At 45.9% G+C, this 17,300-nt stretch carries 20 protein-coding genes and 1 pseudogene; all 21 read right to left on the minus strand.

The window, feature by feature from the left end:
- Nucleotides 1-3: 3 nt before the first annotated feature.
- Complete coding sequence (locus tag MUN86_RS14705) at nt 4-1,050, minus strand: phage late control D family protein (RefSeq protein WP_245118804.1); 1,047 nt, start codon at nt 1,048-1,050, stop codon at nt 4-6.
- 74 nt (nt 1,051-1,124) lie between these two features.
- On the minus strand, nt 1,125-1,394 hold the full coding sequence (locus MUN86_RS14710; protein WP_245118806.1) for a hypothetical protein: 270 nt from the start codon (nt 1,392-1,394) through the stop codon (nt 1,125-1,127).
- An 18-nt stretch (nt 1,395-1,412) separates the two neighbouring features.
- Complete coding sequence (locus MUN86_RS14715) at nt 1,413-2,147, minus strand: hypothetical protein (RefSeq protein ID WP_245118807.1); 735 nt, start codon at nt 2,145-2,147, stop codon at nt 1,413-1,415.
- A gap of 2,315 nt (nt 2,148-4,462) precedes the next feature.
- A pseudogene (locus MUN86_RS32415) lies at nt 4,463-4,606 on the minus strand (eCIS core domain-containing protein); the annotation flags it as partial.
- On the minus strand, nt 4,606-4,986 hold the full coding sequence (locus MUN86_RS14725) for a hypothetical protein (protein ID WP_245118809.1): 381 nt from the start codon (nt 4,984-4,986) through the stop codon (nt 4,606-4,608). The gene MUN86_RS14725 and the pseudogene MUN86_RS32415, both read right to left, overlap by 1 nt.
- Nucleotides 4,983-5,213 (minus strand): hypothetical protein, encoded by a 231-nt coding sequence (locus MUN86_RS14730; protein WP_245118810.1) that lies wholly within the window; start codon nt 5,211-5,213, stop codon nt 4,983-4,985. Before MUN86_RS14730 ends, MUN86_RS14725 begins: the two co-directional genes overlap by 4 nt.
- 73 nt (nt 5,214-5,286) lie before the next feature.
- On the minus strand, nt 5,287-5,859 hold the full coding sequence (locus tag MUN86_RS14735; RefSeq protein ID WP_245118812.1) for an ATP-binding protein: 573 nt from the start codon (nt 5,857-5,859) through the stop codon (nt 5,287-5,289).
- A complete protein-coding gene (locus tag MUN86_RS14740) occupies nt 5,844-6,494 on the minus strand; it encodes a hypothetical protein (RefSeq protein WP_245118814.1) in 651 nt (216 codons plus the stop codon). Before MUN86_RS14740 ends, MUN86_RS14735 begins: the two co-directional genes overlap by 16 nt.
- Nucleotides 6,485-7,327 carry a hypothetical protein gene (locus tag MUN86_RS14745; protein ID WP_245118816.1) on the minus strand — a complete coding sequence of 281 codons (843 nt, stop codon included), beginning with the start codon at nt 7,325-7,327 and terminating at the stop codon, nt 6,485-6,487. Before MUN86_RS14745 ends, MUN86_RS14740 begins: the two co-directional genes overlap by 10 nt.
- A gap of 18 nt (nt 7,328-7,345) precedes the next feature.
- A complete protein-coding gene (locus MUN86_RS14750) occupies nt 7,346-7,579 on the minus strand; it encodes a hypothetical protein (RefSeq protein WP_245118817.1) in 234 nt (77 codons plus the stop codon).
- Nucleotides 7,580-7,644: 65 nt separating this feature from the next.
- Nucleotides 7,645-8,649, minus strand: coding sequence for a Pvc16 family protein (locus MUN86_RS14755; RefSeq protein ID WP_245118818.1), 1,005 nt, complete (start codon nt 8,647-8,649; stop codon nt 7,645-7,647).
- 27 nt (nt 8,650-8,676) lie between these two features.
- Nucleotides 8,677-9,471 (minus strand): hypothetical protein, encoded by a 795-nt coding sequence (locus MUN86_RS14760; RefSeq protein ID WP_245118819.1) that lies wholly within the window; start codon nt 9,469-9,471, stop codon nt 8,677-8,679.
- Nucleotides 9,472-9,480: 9 nt separating this feature from the next.
- The gene (locus MUN86_RS14765) at nt 9,481-9,744 is read right to left on the minus strand and encodes a hypothetical protein (protein WP_245118820.1); all 264 of its coding nucleotides are present in this window, start codon (nt 9,742-9,744) and stop codon (nt 9,481-9,483) included.
- A gap of 41 nt (nt 9,745-9,785) precedes the next feature.
- The gene (locus MUN86_RS14770) at nt 9,786-10,226 is read right to left on the minus strand and encodes a hypothetical protein (protein WP_245118821.1); all 441 of its coding nucleotides are present in this window, start codon (nt 10,224-10,226) and stop codon (nt 9,786-9,788) included.
- Between the two features lie 27 nt (nt 10,227-10,253).
- Nucleotides 10,254-10,760: a phage tail protein gene (locus MUN86_RS14775; RefSeq protein ID WP_245118822.1), complete on the minus strand. Its 507-nt coding sequence runs from the start codon at nt 10,758-10,760 to the stop codon at nt 10,254-10,256.
- Between the two features lie 11 nt (nt 10,761-10,771).
- Complete coding sequence (locus MUN86_RS14780) at nt 10,772-12,601, minus strand: phage tail sheath family protein (protein ID WP_245118824.1); 1,830 nt, start codon at nt 12,599-12,601, stop codon at nt 10,772-10,774.
- 29 nt (nt 12,602-12,630) lie between these two features.
- The gene (locus MUN86_RS14785; protein ID WP_245118825.1) at nt 12,631-13,158 is read right to left on the minus strand and encodes a hypothetical protein; all 528 of its coding nucleotides are present in this window, start codon (nt 13,156-13,158) and stop codon (nt 12,631-12,633) included.
- Nucleotides 13,159-13,331: 173 nt separating this feature from the next.
- Nucleotides 13,332-13,862: a UpxY family transcription antiterminator gene (locus MUN86_RS14790; RefSeq protein ID WP_245118827.1), complete on the minus strand. Its 531-nt coding sequence runs from the start codon at nt 13,860-13,862 to the stop codon at nt 13,332-13,334.
- Between the two features lie 547 nt (nt 13,863-14,409).
- Nucleotides 14,410-14,949 carry a glycine zipper 2TM domain-containing protein gene (locus tag MUN86_RS14795; protein ID WP_245118829.1) on the minus strand — a complete coding sequence of 180 codons (540 nt, stop codon included), beginning with the start codon at nt 14,947-14,949 and terminating at the stop codon, nt 14,410-14,412.
- 708 nt (nt 14,950-15,657) lie between these two features.
- A complete protein-coding gene (locus tag MUN86_RS14800) occupies nt 15,658-15,897 on the minus strand; it encodes an integrase core domain-containing protein (RefSeq protein WP_245118830.1) in 240 nt (79 codons plus the stop codon).
- A 155-nt stretch (nt 15,898-16,052) separates the two neighbouring features.
- A complete protein-coding gene (locus MUN86_RS14805; protein WP_245118831.1) occupies nt 16,053-16,214 on the minus strand; it encodes a hypothetical protein in 162 nt (53 codons plus the stop codon).
- Nucleotides 16,215-17,300 lie beyond the last annotated feature (1,086 nt).

Consider the following 17,300-nt stretch of genomic DNA (forward strand, 5'->3'; position numbering starts at 1 on the left):
TTTTCACATCCCCAATCCGGATAAACCGTTCTTATTCGCTGCTTTATCCCACGCATTCCTTATTAATTCTACCTGCATTTTGTATGATACCGCATCAATGCTATGTGTGACACCTGAAACTAGGTAAGGGCCACTGTGTCTTGATCCTGCTCCTTCTATCTCCACCAAAGTATGTGCACGGACTACTTTACATAAACGGTCAAAACTGGTTGAACAATTAGCACGTATAAACCATTCGGCTTCATTCAATGCAGCTTTACTGCGCTCTTGGGCGCGACCATCATTATCTGCAGGCTTAGGACTACTCCTGGCCTGCTGCCTGCACTTCTCTGTTATTAGTACCAGTGATTTTTCGCCCAGTTTAAATTGCCCGGGTTCGTCTACTGCGGGGTCGGTTTTATTCTTTGTTTTGCTGTCGAGATTCTTACCAACTACGCTCGTGGGCACATCTGTATTCCAACTGATGTTTAACTCGTCAATGTTGTTGCGGTCTTTATCGTCACCATTTATCCGGAGTTTTAATGAAGGTTTGCCTTCCAATGGCAGTTCCTTTACATTCGCCGTTTCCATCCCCTGCTCGTCATATTCAATCCAGAAATAAAGCCCGTTTTCGCTGGCGAGGTTGCGGAGGAAATTTAGGTCATCCTTGTTTTGTTTTTTGCTGTGTTTCGCTTCATCATTCTTATGCCCCTGGTCTTTGATGTCTGTCTTTGGAAACCCATTCCTCGAAAGGATGGTGGAGTAAATTGATTTATCATCCACGTCAGCAAAATCCTGCTCCCGCTCTTCACGTTTCATCTTGATCGTGTTATCAGCACCCTGCACCTGTAGTTCTGAACCCTGTCCACCAGCGACCAGTTTGATCTGCTGGCTGCTCACGGGCCCTTTTACCAGGTACACTTTTTTATCATCCACTTCTACCCAGATGGCAATTTCTTTACAGGGACCGAGTGAAGGATGTGCCAGCAGTTTAAAATCCCCTTCACATACATCTTCTGAAAAAAAAACGGTATAAGTTGTGGTATCCCCAAGCTGTTCGCGCACTTCCACGCGACTCAACCCTGGTAATGCGTCCGTCTTTGCAGGATCACCGTCAGCTACTATGCCGAATTTTATTCCCATGCTTATTTATTTGGGATCGCTATTTCGTTTTGTTCAGACAATGATTCGATCAGCATTACATCATTCGCTTCGCCGATACGCCAGAAACCGGCTTCATCTAGTGTGTACTTTGCTGCAAGGTGATCCACGCGTTGCCCGGCTATGCGCTGATGATAACCGATAATGACCTGCTCTAGTGCTTCCGGTACGCTGACGACCGTCACGACGCGACCGCGCCGGTCTTTGACTTGATATTGCGAGGAGCGATTATACCTGCTTTTGCTATTAAACATTGTTTACACATTTAATGATCAGATAGGCAACATACCCATGATGGCATCGGCTGATTGCCCCACCATGTTGGACGCCGCCAGTCCCTGTTTTACTTTTTTATAGATATTGTAACTGGTTTTCAGCAGTTCACTGGACACTTCCTTTGAACAAGGCAGGTTCCGTGGTTGCAATATTTTCAGTCCAACGGTAACTTTTGCTCGTATAGGCGAAAGTTGCGGTGAATATGCCTGTTCTTCCACGGAAAAACTTGTTAGCCGCACCGGTACTATTCGACTTGGCCCCCAGCAAAACAACAGGTCAGGCACTTTACCACGTGGCACTGGTTTGGCATTGGACGTGATGCCTGCGGCACCACCGGCAGCGCCGGCAAGTGCACCAACGGCAGAGCCCAATAGTCCGCCGGCTTCTTCTTCCGGGTACAATAGCATTTCAAGCGCGGCAATACGGTTACTAACGCCTGCCACAATTGCAATGCCCTGGTTAACAGGATTGTCCAAGTCATCAGCTGCGTCAAACTCGAGCGTAAGGTCAAATGTTTCAGGTGGATCGTGTGGCTGGGCATTTACAGGCTCACTGTTACCGCCCTGCCCACCTTCCTGTCCACCGCTATACCATGTTTCCAGTTTCCTGACCATTGTTTCAGGATTGTACTGAAATATGATAATATTGGGCACAGGCACGATGAATCGCTTCGAAAATTCGATTAGGGCGCCTTTGAGCAGTTTGGGTCTACCTGGATAATCGTCGTTCACGATTTTATTTGTAATTAGTTCCCAACTTTTATGACTGGCAATTTTTATTCAGCATCGAAGTATTGTTATCCCATGTTTGCCGGCAAAGCTGGTGTCAGATCTATAGGAATACTAGGCGTGGAGGATGGCCGGCTGGGTGTTTTGACACCCACACATCCATATTCCCCCATTCCTTCCCGGACTAGGCCCTCGACATCTTCACCAATCGTATTGTCCGTGAGCCAGTATACCAATGCTCCCGCACCAAATCCAACTATGGTTCCTGCAATGGGTACTTCACTTCCCAGCACTGCACCAGTACCTGCAGCTGCCAGCCAACCTGCTCCTGCACTAACAGATCCACTGATGAATGCACGGCTTGTTTTTGCAGCATAGTCGATACGAGAATAGTCTGCGTCAAAAAAGATATCATCTATGCCCATGGAAGCAAGTGTCATCGCAGATGCTGCCCCGCCTCCAAACCCCATTGAGACACCTCCGCGTACAGGAAACGCGAATCTCGAAAGTGCTCCTGCTGATCCTGTTGCTGCTAAATTGGCCGCGCTGCGATTAAGCAATGCATTTTGCAGAGAAGCATTCACATAACTTTCAAGGTATATCGACCCAGTTCCGACTGAACCGGATAGTGACAGGTTTACTGCCAATTCACGAAACGGGTATGGATGATCTTCAGGATTTGCGAGTATCTGTTCTATATTGATTACTGTACTTAAACCCGTACCAATAGCCCCGCCGCGTATTGAATTGCTTTTAGCCATTGGATGAAAACCGGTACTCACATTACCAGATGTACTAAGCCGGACGGATTCGAGAAGCTCGGAACCAGCTGCGCGTTTAAATTCCGGTTGTGGCACATCCTGATAGCGGATCCGGAATGCCTGTTGCTTCTCCAATTGCGGCGTAATGATACCGTTTGATATCACGCGGTCACTTGCTTTTGTTGCAAGACCGGCTATCACGGTATTCCTGTCTGCTGGGCTCAACGTCATCAGGGTGTTCCAGTTGTTTACAGTCACGTTATTAATTGTCACAGGGCTGCTGCGCAAATAATAATCTAGCAGGTTCATATACTTCGCCGGTGAATGTGGAATGCTGCCTGTTACATTCGGATCCCTAAGGTTGGCCCGGACTGTATCTACATGATCTGTAGGGACAGCAAGGTAAGTGTCAGCATTGACCAATACCGAATCCGTGGTCACTCCGAAGTTTTGATTCAGTGCACCTAGCGCGCTGGTATATTTGGCAGCCTGCACACTTCCTGTTGCCCGTTGAAATTTGGTGAGGTAATGTACCGAGTCAGCATCCAAACTATGTGTAACGGAAACAAGCTTACCATCTACCCTGCTCATATAATCAAATACAGGAAAATTTCCCTGGCCCCGTGGATCAAACGGATTTAGATTCCGGTTGGCAGCCGTATTCACAAGACTTGATCTATAACTATTGAACTCAACGATATCTCCGCGCCAGTTCGTCTGCGCGCCACTTACGGATCTTGGATTATTGAAATTAACATTTTGACTGTAAACCGGATCACTGAACGGATTAAGGATTCCCCTGTCATAAGGATTCTGGTACATACCCGATCCGCCGATAGCTGAGAATGTGCCGCCAGGTATGAACCCGTAACCGATCCCGGTATTGGTATTATTGATATCAAAAGGATTGTTTGTGTAATTATTAAGGTTATAGAAATTTGAAGGAAAAAAAGATTGTTGTTTCGGAGGCGTAATGATCAACTGCAGGGGAATAACATCTTTACCATACTGCGCTTGGAACCATGTCTCAGGGCTCATTTCCGGGATATCATACTTGATAAGGATTTCACGAAATTGTTTTGCCGTCACAATGTATTTACCAGACATGTCACCTGCATAATCCAAAGCAAATTTCAAATCGGCCGGCATCACATTTAATACCATACCCTGCCCTTGAGATATTTCATACAGCTGGGTGGGCTTATCTCTGATATGCTCAGAAAGCCAGCCATGGCCCGCATGTATGCGATCACTGCGTTCTGCATAAAGCCGGCGCTCCAGATTACCGTAATCATAAAATTCACAGGTACCTTTAGAGGTTGCTTTAAGATAATCATCGGCAGTTACCGTCATATCTATCAGCTCTGAGTTTGAGAGCAACCATACTGTCACGTCGCAGGGAGCAACTTTCCCCGGATTACATATCGGTGCTTCATAATCATCATAGTCGGAATCAAAATACATATCAGCATCCCACCGTTGTATTCCCTGAGGCCGGTTACCCTGCTGGATTGTATGTGTCAGTTCATGTGCTAATAAGTGCTGCCCGGTTTTAGTTTGAGGCGAAAACTGCCCGCTGTTAAAATAGATATCATGTCCATATGTAAATGCTTTGGCATTTAATTGCCGGTTCAGGCCGGATGCATATCCACCTGTATGTATACGCACTCGGGAAAAATCACGATTGAATGAATGCTCCATCAAACCCTGACCACATGGGGTAGCGCAGAGCCGTTACTACTGCCGGACGTAAGTTGTGCAGACACAGATGCCGGAGCCACGAATCCATTTCCACTATCAGCCTTACGCATAATATCACCTCCTTTTTTTCTCCTCCGTTCTTCCTGTTCGCACGCAGCACATTTTCTTTGTACAGATGGGCCTATTAGGCTTGTAATTTTTGTATCTGATCCTGCATGCGCCACCCCGTTTATCACTTCTGCTGCCATTCTATCCGCTTCCTGCTCGTAAAAATCACCAGGTGCGTTTACAATCAGTTTGGGCTGTACCTCTTTCTTCTTCGTGGCTGTGAGGGGTGAAGCCTGTTTATTGTTTGTATTTTTTACTGCCAGCGATTTCATATCATTCGTATTTGTTGCATTAACTGCTGCGCAACCGCTTCTTCCATTTTTGATGATGACATATCAGGCTGTAATAAGACAGATAGTGACAGTTTGCTGATACTCCTGCTTTGTTGCTCCGCAGGCATTTTATCAGCCATCAATTGCAATACACGGTGTACCATCCCGGTTACATACTTCGGATCCATATCCGGAACACTTATTATCAATTCATCAACCCGGATCATTTCAGTTTGACTTTATTGGTTTCAAGCTGAATAATTTCCTGCCCCTGCCTGCCAATACCTTTTCCTTCTTTCCCTAGTTCCAGTTTAATACCCTCAAAAGGTGTGAAATTGAAACTGCTACTTTCTCCCGCCTCGCCATATAAATTGCAGATAAAATAGAGAGTTTAATCTGAGCTCCGGTAAGTTCCACTACGTCTGATAGCCGGGATAGCTGCTCTTCCAGTGGCGCAGATATTTTTTCATTAACCATTGACTGTAACAGTTGCTGCCATAACTGGCGCCGTTGTTTTGGATCTGGTTTAGGAAATTCAATGACATACCTGATTCTGCGCAGGAACGCACTGTCCATCGCATTCTTTTTATTACTCGCCAAGATGGCGATACCCGGATATTCTTCTATTGCCTGTAAGAGGTAACTGGTGTCGGTATTGACAAAGTGGTCATGCGCATCCTTTACTTCTGAAGTCCGCTTGCCAAACAACGCATCTGCTTCGTCAAAAAACAGCACAATATTCATTTTGGCAGCCCGTGAGAGTATCCGTTCTATGTTCTTTGATGACTCACCAACATATTTACTCACTACAGATGAGAGGTCGACCCTGTAAAGCGCAAGACCAAGCGAATTGGCTATTACCTGTGCTGCCATTGTTTTACCTGTACCCGGTAAGCCAGTGAATAGAGCCAACAGCCCCTGCCAAGCGGGAACAGTCGGCTGATCTCTTCATTTTCCCAAATAACTGATCTTTCCGATGCTTCAAAATAAAAATCATCGAGACTGTTGCGTAGGCTCTCAGAAATAACTAGGTCATTCCAGGAAAAAGAAGAATCAATGGGCCGAGCTAAATCACCCAATTCCTGTCTGGAAAGAATACGCAGCTGTTCTGCCACTTCGTTGACCGTGGTTATTTCCTTCTTTGATACTGATATCATCTGGCCGATCGTAGCACGCTGCCGGCGTACCATTGATTTGAACTCATCTTGATTCCAGCTTGTGGAGGCAGGAACGATCTTTGTCCATAGATAAAATGAAATTTCTTCATTCATTGGCGGCAGATCTATGCGCAGATCAATTACATTTTGCACAGGGATGATAGATTCATTGATCTCACCAATCACAAATTGCAACCGGAAGGCGGGGGTACTGCCTGGCCAGGAAATCGTTTTCAGGAATCTCTCTTCCCAAAGCACTGCATAACCACCAAGCAATGCCTGCCGCTGTACATGCAGATACACCAGCGGCCACGATGCAAGATCGATTTGTTCATTATCTATTACCAGCAATGGCAACCCAATTTCTGCAGCCAGTGTTGCCGAAAAACTCTTTCTTCCTTCTCCAGGTCTGCCCCGACGAATACACGAATAACTTCACCCGTCCGCTGGTCCAGCATTCGTTTAATCTTCATTGCGGACTCAACTACTGGCCAGTGAGGCAAACCAGGTCTCGCACGTAATGGATGACATATCTCAATAATATGCTGATCAATATCATCAATACCCATCAGCCAGTCCCTAACGAACGAATCCATCTCAATCCGGGCTGGCTGACCTCGCCCGGTTTCCACTTCACTAATCAGTTTCCACCTGCAAAGGGGCGATGTACTTCCAAGCGTAATAAACAGGCCATGTCTAAATAGCCGTGCTACCAATTGCCTTGTTACAAAAGGCAAATTGACTTGGTCCTGCAGGTAAGCAAATACTTTTCCTAAGTTCGGATCAAGATGAAGACAAAGACAGGTTTGAATGATATCAGCTTCTACCTGGTTTAACCCGAATAATATTCTGAGTTGCCCTAACCTGGATTGGGTATTAACAGTGATCCTACTATCCAAAGCAGCAATGTTTTTATTCAGAGCTTCTAATTTCACCTCATTTTCATAGAAGCCATTTTCAAGAGCCGGATCGTCTTTATCACTGAGACAACCTTCTACTTCTATTTCGGATGTAAAACGTTCATCGCCTGATGGGCCCATATCACACCATATCTTCTGCAGCCAAGCAATCCTTCTGGTAGCAAGCAACTTTACCCGTTGAACCATCAGTTGGAATACATCCTCTTGGTCAATCGCTTCCTCTCCGGGAACTATGGTTATATTACCGGTTGATCTGTTGTTCACTTCCTTTCTTTAAATAAGTCAGGTTACAATCCATCTCGGCGGAGATTCCGCACCGTCCACCAGTATTCGCAGCGGCAATTGCTGGCCGGGTGCAGGATTCGGCAAATTCACCTTTACGGCATTGCCCGCAATAATCATGAACTCTCCCGGTTTGAACAGCGCCACTTTATTACGTACAAGTTTTGTCTCACCCACATATATTTCTATCAATTCTTCCAGTATGTCTGTACCTCCAACCATATAGCGAAACACATAACCGGTGATCGTAACAATGCCTGTGGCCGGCGCGCTGATCGCATCAATTCTCGGTGAGATGATCAGGGGAACTTATTGGAACTGTTGCTCACCACACGCACCTGTCCACCGGGCAATTCCATGTTGCGTTTGACTACTACTTCAACAGCATACACACCGGGCAATACATCCATCACTGCACCACTGATCTCTTCTATAGCCGTTTCCCTGATGGTCATTGTCAACCGGTCGGTTTGCACGCCGATACTCCACGTAGGTGCGGCAATTACGTGCATCGTCCAGCGTGAATGGTATAAGCGCAATACAAGTCCATCACCGGTAAATCCGCTGCCGAAAAAGTTCACCACGCTTTCGGGCAGTAGCAAAGCACCTGACGCGGGTGCCTGCGCGGGTTGAACTTTTATTTCCCGTGGCGATGGATCACCAGGTATGTAATAAGGAAGGATGTTCTGGCTCAGCGTGATCCTGGGCGCACCCATAGTAAATACATAATTGCCGTATGTAAGCACGCGTCCGGAATAAGAACTGATCTCTTCTGGCTCCAGGAAAACAGTCGCTACTTCATAATAGGCCGACCAACGCATGGGTGCAGGCCCTGCGGTCCAATTATGTACAGCTTCATTGCTGCCAATCGGTTGCTGAAAGATCTTCAAACGGTTCTGGTTATCCGGTAGGTCCCCTTGGAAGATCTTGATTGAGTTGATAGTTGAACTGTCATCCAAAAAAGGATAATCATGCAATGCTTTCATGGCAATGCTCATCAGCAATTGTTCATCGTAAGCATTACTTCCATCCGGCACATCACTGTAATGTCTTGCAGTCAGCTGGTAGTATAACGTGAGTGCCATTGAAAGATGGCGTGACGTAGGTAGGTCTTTGCCTGGTAAGGGAAAATTTCCATATTCTTTTTTCTCCAGTGTATGATAGAGATAGATCCCTACCACATCATACCCAATATCCATCTGATCAGTCGGCAACTCTGGTATGATAACCGGCTGGTAGGTTTTCACCCATGCGGGAGAAAGCAGATATGCCTGTTCCAGCAGTTTCACCAGCGAAGTGGTCACATCAGAAATGTTTAGTATAGGCATCCGTCATAGTTGCCTCAGCCCAAAGCTGAGTTTTTTGTTGGCGATAGCATGGTTGCTGCTCACCGGCTGGGTTACAGTTCTTGCCAGTGGTTCTTTCGTCCTCACAACCGGTGCGGATTTTATTATTTCCACAGTGATCTTTCCTATCACAAGTGTTGGTTCCGGCTCTTTGTTGTTAGCAGACCGAGCTGCTGCTGCAGCGCTGCTCCAATCATTCATAGCCATGTGTACTGGTATTGGCTTCACCAGATTTTTCACTGGTTGCGTGGTCATGGCTTTTGATGCCGATAAATGGATCTCCTGTATTTGCTGTTGCACTGGTTCCACCGGGATGATCTGCTCTTTCCTGCCTTCATGGTTATGTATCATAGTCACCTGTGTGACCGGCGCAATGGTTTTTGTGTTATACGCCTTGATCGTTTCCATCATATTCCGTTCCACCAGTTGCTGTTGCACGGAATGCTGTTTCTGGGTCTGCACAGTTGCCGGATTTGCCGTTACAGGAGATGGTTGCGGTGGAACAGGTTTAATAGGAGTAGCAGCGGCTGTTTCGCTTGAAATGGTGCGGTTTATTTCATTCTTCTGTTTCTGCTGCACCAATTGCTGAGTGAACAAACGCGGTTGCATAGAAGCACCAGGGCCTGGCTCTGGTGAAAGCATCACGTTCTCCTCCACCAGGTCCTGTTGGCCGGCGTTATACACCAACGGCACCAAAGGGAGAATGATACTTGCGGGTTGATTCTCCGGATCACCCGGCACACTCCATCTTCCTATTATTTTTTGCAGGTAACTGCTCATAGTTCTTAGCTAATTCAGGCCGATTAGTTCGGCATAAGTTTTTCGCATCGTCCTGGGTAGGTTCAGTATCTCATTGTGTCCCCAGCTATAATTCAGCGCAATGGCGTGTACTTCCACCATTAATCGTTTCCGTTCGTTTTTTAAACGTGTTAAAAGAAAGGACTGCATGTCAAAAGTTGCCTGCTGTGAAACGCCGCATTCCGGGCAGCTGGTAGTGATCTCCGTGATCAGTACAGGCCCCAACGTTTCCATCTGTTGCTGCACCCACAGCATAGTGTCTTCATTTACAGGTTGCGCTATACAGCGTTCCATTATCAGCACTCCTGCATGCTCAGCAGCCTGGCCAAAAACAACCTGTTCATCTTCCCTGTAGGGAGGCGGAAACGCTTTCCATCTTCTGTCAAAAAATAACCCTCTTCATCTCTTTGTTGTTTCCCATCCCCAACCCGGAATGATAATAAATCTGTTACGCTAAACACTAGGTCGTACGGTTCATTGCAGGAGGTACAGGTGAGAGTGCTTTCGACGCGCGGCCCATAGGTATACTGGTATAGTGCGGCTAACAACCGGTCACGATCCGATACTGCCATTGATGCTGCAGGCTTCGACGTTGCCAGCATAATATTGTCCAGTAATTGGATGGCATTAAATGAACTGGCATCACTAACAAGTAACTCATCGTGACCATTCAGTTCACGAAGTGTAACCACACCCGTTTGCAATGAACCGGTGAGGCGATAACTTACTATACCCATAACAGTTCTCTAAGAAAGAATTAATAGTTAATATTCTTTCGGTTCAACTATATCTTCATCTCTTTCAAAGCCCTCATACTGGATCGTTATTTTTTCTATCACGACAGATGCAGTATTTGAGTCTAATTCGCCCAACGCTTGGTATTCAGAAACCCAGCAACGGTATAAGTTATATGCTTTTGCTACCGAACCTTGATCATTTAATAATACTAGCGTGAGGTTTTTACGGAAATTGGCAAGTGACATCGCTGTTTGTCCTTCCAGATTCCATACAAGTTTTGCCCATTCTTCGAAATCTTTATCATGTGTCACCCCTCTCTCTATTGTCAATGGTTCAAAATTCGAGATACCAGGTGTCAGTCGTGAACTGCTTTGATCGCCACCTTCCCTGTGTTTGACAAAATCCGTTTTTCGTATGAGCGGGCTCACTTTGCTTACACCTGCTACTACATTACCATTGATCAAAAGACGGAACATGAAACCTTTATAAGCATCAAAGCGAAGTGCATTGACAACAAATTGTGTGTTTGCCATAGTGATGTAGTTTAGACAAATGTATTTCCAGCCATTTGCTGTAGGTAGAGAACTACGAATTCAGCGGGTTTTAATGGTCTAAAACCTATCTGAATATTTACAACACCAAGGTTGATATCATCCGGCGTGGTGGTTTCACTGTCACACTTCACGTAGTATGCATCATTTTTCCGCACGCCCCAGAATGCCCCTTGGCGAAACAGGTTATGCATAAATGCACCAACGGCCAGCCGTATCTGTGCCCACAGTGGTTCATCATTCGGCTCAAATACCACCCACTTCAAACCGCGGTATAAGCTTTCCTCAATAAAAAGCGCTGTTCTGCGCACGGGTATGTATTTGTAATCATGCGGTGTGTCATCATCACCCTGGTTAGTACGAGCACCCCAGTTCACAATCCCATTGGGAAATACACGGATCGTATTTATGGCTCTTGGATTGAGAATGCCATTCTCCGCATCCGTAAAAGGTTGTCGTAATCCTGTAATACCACGGAGGTCCGCTTCCGTACCAGCAGGTGCTTTCCATACACCCCGGGTACTATCGATCCTTGCAAACAATCCCGCCAGTGCACCGGAGGGACCGATATTTTTACTGAGCCCATCCTGGCTAACTGTGATCTCTGGGAAGAAAAGGGCACTGTAATCTTTCACCGAGCCAATGCGCATGCCTGGCACCCCTGCTACGGCATCAGAAGCACTGACCCATGCAGGATCAGGATCCATCAGCAGGAAAGCGCGGCGTTTCTGGCAGAATACACTTGCATTGCCATAGAGTTGCTGCACGGTGGCAACGGCGCCATTAACAGGCGCCAGCACCATAAGATTAAAGAGATCGATCTCCGGGTCCAGTGATGCATATGCATTATCATACGTGTTGCTGTCAGGAGGTGTGCCATCAAAACCTGCAACACCAAGGATCTGCAATGGTCCGACACCTGATGTACCTAAGGCATAATAATGCACATTATTTGTAAAACCTGCTGCGGGAAATGCCGGTGCCGTAGTAAATGCAAGAGCTGCGCTGGCTAGGTTATCCGCCGCACTGTTTTTGGAAATAATAGCAAGCCGATATCCCCACACTTCAGCACGCCACGGCCATGCATGTCCAAGTGGGGGCACAAAATTATTGATGGCAGCCGCCACCAGTTGCAGTTTCTCGCGTATGCCGTCCGAGTTATCGTTTTTGGAAGCAGGTGACGCGTCTTTACTTAGCATATCGCCGGCTAATGTGGTAACAAGGTTCACCGGTACTGGTTGTGGAACCAGCGTGTTATTGCTTAAAAGAATGGATTCAAGCGTAACCGCGGTAAAAGCGCTTTGTGCCGTACCGTCAAAAAGCGTGATGTTTCCGGGAATGGCTGCGCGGATGGTGCTACCGGTTGGTGCGGGGCGAAGATTCGCAATACCGGATATTTCAAGTCCACCCTGTTCTGTGCCAAGCATGAGTGGCACCGCGAGATCTGTCATACCGCCTGCGGCATTACCCTGGCGGATGAGTACGTCACCATTACTGTCGGCCTGTATCTGCAATCTTCTTGCAGCTGAAGGGCCAATAAACGAAACCGTAACGGTAATACCAGCAATTCCTTTGGCGAGGTAAGCATTTTCAATAGCGGCTTTAATGGCCGTAGCCAATGCAGCCTGTGTGCCCACTACAATGGCCCCGAGGTTTACATCCACGTATTCTTTACCACCGACACTAATGCGGAACGTATTGGTAGTTGCAAGCGTACCGAGTATATTTTTCCAGTTGACGGCAAAACTGCCGCTGTCGGCCACGGGTCTGCCTGAAAGTGATAATCCTAGTGCTGCACCAGCTGCGGGCGTGGGAGCCAGCACAGTTGCTTTAACGAGTTTGGATTGCTGTGTTAGAAATGACTGTACGTACCTGGGTGATGCAGGATCCATACTGAGGTCAGGCCAGGACTCGGCTTCCGCCATGGTTGTATTCCCGAGGCATCCGTTTCCCAACGGAAAAGATCCAGCGTGAAGTTGGCTTCTGGCCTTGAGCCTTTATAACTAACGGCAGCACGAATCATATTGCCTGCAGCACCGGCATTCTTGGCATCAAGCCGGAGTACATTGGTAGCATTGCCTTCATCACGGAGCGTGATGCTTGAAGCAGTTGCACCTTTTGCGATGCGCATAACCCAGCAATCGGTGCCACCGTTTAGAAAGAATAAACGTACATATCCAGCAAGCTGTCCCACGTCATTGTCTTCACCGAATGTATTTTTGAATAAAGTATAATTAAAACATCGAACCGGTTTATTAAGTGGGCCTTTTTTTGCGACGCCAATAAATAAACCAATTGAAGTACTGACACCAGCAATGGTACGCACACCACTGGGTACTTCCTGTACGTACACACCAGGATAAGACGTTTGTACTGCCATAATGAGTTGCTTTAAATAATGTACGGAAGGAATATTGAATGAGGGCAGATCAATGAATTATATAACATTATCCATCATCTACAGGACCCGAACCGAACTAATTACTTATGGCTTCGCCACAGAAAGTCACATTTTAGGGTGACTTTAAATTTGATAAGACCCATTAATAAATATTAGCAGACTTTGAGCCAATTAGTATCTATATCAACACTGGCAAACTGACCTAAACTAAATATCTGGACTAAGAACCGATGCTTGCCGTTTTCTTGAAAGGTATATCCATTCATTCCGGACAGAGGCCCTCCGATGATTTCAACCAGGTCTCCTTTTCTTATGGGAGCCTGCTCAACTTTTATGTTGGCTGAATATTTACAAATCAATTTTACCTTTTCGACTTCCTCCTCCTTTACAGTAACCAACTTTCCGTTATGACTCAAAAAATGAAAGGAGTTGTAGCTATTGAAGATATTTTTTCTTTCTAATTCATCCGAAAACAAAAAAATATAGGGGTTGAAGATCGGTACCTCAACCCATTTATTCCTATCACTCCAATAATGTAACTGCCGTTGTAAGGGTAAATAAAAGGATAAACCTAGCTTTTCAAGTGCTGAAGCAGCCTTTTTATAGTGCAGTTTTCTGGATACAATTACATACCATTTCTTGGAGGTTATGGACAGATCCTTCTTTTTAAAAATAGTTTCCATAGTCCATTTGCTTTACAAGGGCAATTGAGGAAAAGGGTATTATCTATTTTAGATCAATTTACAAGATTAAATTTAAAAATGCAATTTTTTATTAAAACATTATAAGCTAATATTTAGGTTCGTAGATAGACGATCAAATACGTCGAATTACGTTAAGTAGTGGGCTTTTGCGTGTGCTCGCAATGTAGCTTTCCACTTGTTCGGCTGTGGGCTTGGACCTTTCTCAAACCTGCAATCAGAAGGTGCTCTAAGTAACTGCGTATAGTTGTGATAAGGGCCCCTTATCGAGGGGAATTGATCCGCCGGAAATTCAGTTGTCGAAACAGGATGCGCACGCTGACTAATTGTAATACTAGTGCGACAGCTCCACTATATTCTTGCGGCTCCCATTCTTGCGCAAGGCCATGCTGCCACACTTGCCACACGCAAACGTGGTTTGAAGCAAACACCTAAGTTAAGAATCACCCCTTAATTAACCACTAATTTGATTTACGAATCTCTTATCAAGATACTGGAGTATCATGCACAGTCAATAATCTTTAACATATTACTTATTAGAATTAAAAGCGGGAACACTTTTAATAATTGAATTACTGATACTTCCTCCCACTGCGCCTAACAGAGCGCCTACTACTATACCGGAAGTTAAGCCACCAATACTACCACTTATTAAACCTACTAGAGCCCCCTCAGCATCAGCTTTCCATGGCCATCTAAAATTTATGCTGTGTTCATTTGGTGAAATTTTTTCTTCATTAGCTAGGGAGTAAATGAATTCATGTCGATTTTTTTGACCCTCATCTTTTAATACAGATAAACCATATTCGATACTTGCATGACTAACTGTCGCAATAATTCCAATATCTCTTCTCTCGCTTTCACTTGTATCATTTTCAGTTAATTTTTCTTCTAAGAATCTGAGCGTCCGCTTAGCAAAAGTTAGACTATTAACTGCGGAATTAGAAGTTGATTCGTCTATGGGAGTAGCATTATAGAAAAGCAACTCAATAAGTGTTAAAAACTTGGGATTTATGTTTATTTCCTTAGCTAAATCTAAGATTGATTTATCCTTGATTTTATTTTGCAATGCGATTAAGAGCTGGACGAAGTTAATGTATTTTATTTTCTATATTTTGCCTTTTCAGTGCAAAACATCGTCTTTTTTCATGTCACAACAATCAATATAAAACATATATTCAGCAGTTAAGTCTAATACTATTTGCTTGTCAAATCTGGTTGGCTCTCTAAATTATAATTTTCTAATTACATAATCAACTCCTTCGTTATGTAAACGGCCAATGCCTTCATAAGAATTTAAATATTCTGTTTGATTTTTCATGGCACATATTTATTAGTCTTCGTTTATTAACTATCTGCAGAGATACGGCACCTCCAAATATGCACATTCGATTTTTGCCTCTGGGTTGATTTGTTTATTTACAGAAAAAGCGAATGTGCGACAACAAATTTTGCAACGATTATTTATTAATAAATGAATGTTTAAAATTTATTGATTAATTATTTACTGCTTAAATCAGTCGAATATAGCTTTTAATGTGGAAGTAGTCGCTTCACACTTTATATATCTATCTTTACTTTTTCCCAGCTCCATCCATGTGATATCCATTTCGTAAAAGGCACCTGGTAATTAAGGAGGAGGGCGTTATGTGCTGCCCTTTCTTTTACTTGAATAGTATGGGCTCAACTACATTATTATTTCATTCTCCTACATCAGTGCTAGCACTGATATGATGAAACACGGAATCGCCTTATTTTAAAAATTGAGTAAGTCTAGCTAAGCCGCATAGAGTTGGGACTCAAGGTGAAAGTAGGTCTCGAAATGGTTGGGAGCAAGATAACTGAGGACGGAGCGCCGCCGTTCGGCGTTGTAGTAGTCCGAATAGTGATTGATTTCCAGGCGCGCTTCGCTCAGGTCGTGGAAGCTGCCATCGAGCAATTCGGTTTTGAGTCGACTCCAGAACGATTCCGCGTGAGCGTTACCGTAGCAATTGCCCCGCCGACTCCTACTTTGCATGGACTTGTGACGCGCTAGCAAGACCTTGAGGTTGGTAGCCGAGTATGGACTTTCTAAGGTGATGCCCTGGCGTTACTTACGATGGAGTGGACAAGTAACCCGGCTGGTGGCTGGCATCCCGCTAAAGCCCGGCGCAGGGCCTTGCTGGCCAAGTATTATGGCATAGCCAAAGCGCAGGTCCTAAGAGCCTCATCGGAGGCACCAAACCAGACAATTTTGCGGGAGTGACGGTCCAGCCAGGTGGCCAGATACAGCCAACGACCACCCTGCCGAATTAAGTAAGTGATATACCCGATCCACACCTGGTTGGGGACCATGGGAACAGCCGGTTAGGTGCCGCTCGGGCAGAGAGGTTGGAGTGGGTGGTGCAGGACACAAAGGAGCGCGGCGGCTGGGCTCGTAATCCATGGTACGCGAGCACGCGCCGGATGCCCCTGCGCAGCCACTCCACCCGTAGCCGGCGGGTGCTATAGCGCCGCGCATGCCGAGCAAATAACTGACGCCCGGCCACTGACCAAGCTGGTTCTGGGATCAATAAGCGTGTCTTAGCCCGCCAAGCATGGTAGGCACTGAGCGACCTGCAGCACGTGGCAGAGCTTCGGCACGGATAGGCGAGTCCGGTGCTGAGCAATATACGGGTACAGTCTCACCGGATCGGTTGACTAAGCCTACGCCTAAAGCAGGCAACTGGCCAAGGCTTTTTTAACATGTCAAGTTGCTGCTGCAAGCGTCGGTTCTTGGCGCGCAACTGGCGCATAGGCGCGCTTTCTCTTTCTTCCCCGACCACCTCCAGCACTAGTTGTGCAGCTTTTTGCCACTTGTACAGCAGTTTGGGGCTGATGCCGAGCTGTCGGCCCGCGGCTTACATGCTCCAGCTTTTGCTGGCTAGGCGCAACGCTTCCGCTCGGAAGACGTCATCTTAGCGGCGGCGTTTGCGCGGCGAGCTGTTGATTGATTTTGAACTCATGACAGAAGGAAGATAACGCCCTTTTCTCTCTCACTTGATTAGCCCCTCTCACGTTTACCTTACCAAGGTGTACAATACCCCAAGAGGGCCGAAATTGAGTTGATTTTCATATCTAAAAAACCGTCAGCAAAATTTTAAAATCTGACAATGGTCAACTTTTTTTCGCACGATACACCGTTTAGAAAGCGTGTAGACCTGTAGAAGGCTCGATTATAAGTTCACCAGAGCGGTAATGCGCCGCGTAGGGTCCTACTTTGGTTTGCTTACCATCATCTGTCACCCATTCGGCGGTTAGTATATGCCCCCCGCTCGACCAGCGAGTCAACAATATGAGTCGGGAGTCTGCTCATAAAGTCGCGTTCATCCCGCCGACCATGCTCTTTCGCTTTATTAAGTCTTCTTTGATTTCAGCGATTCGGTCCCCGTCGGCCTCAGC

This window comes from Hymenobacter volaticus (assembly GCF_022921055.1).
GTDB lineage: Bacteria > Bacteroidota > Bacteroidia > Cytophagales > Hymenobacteraceae > Hymenobacter > Hymenobacter volaticus.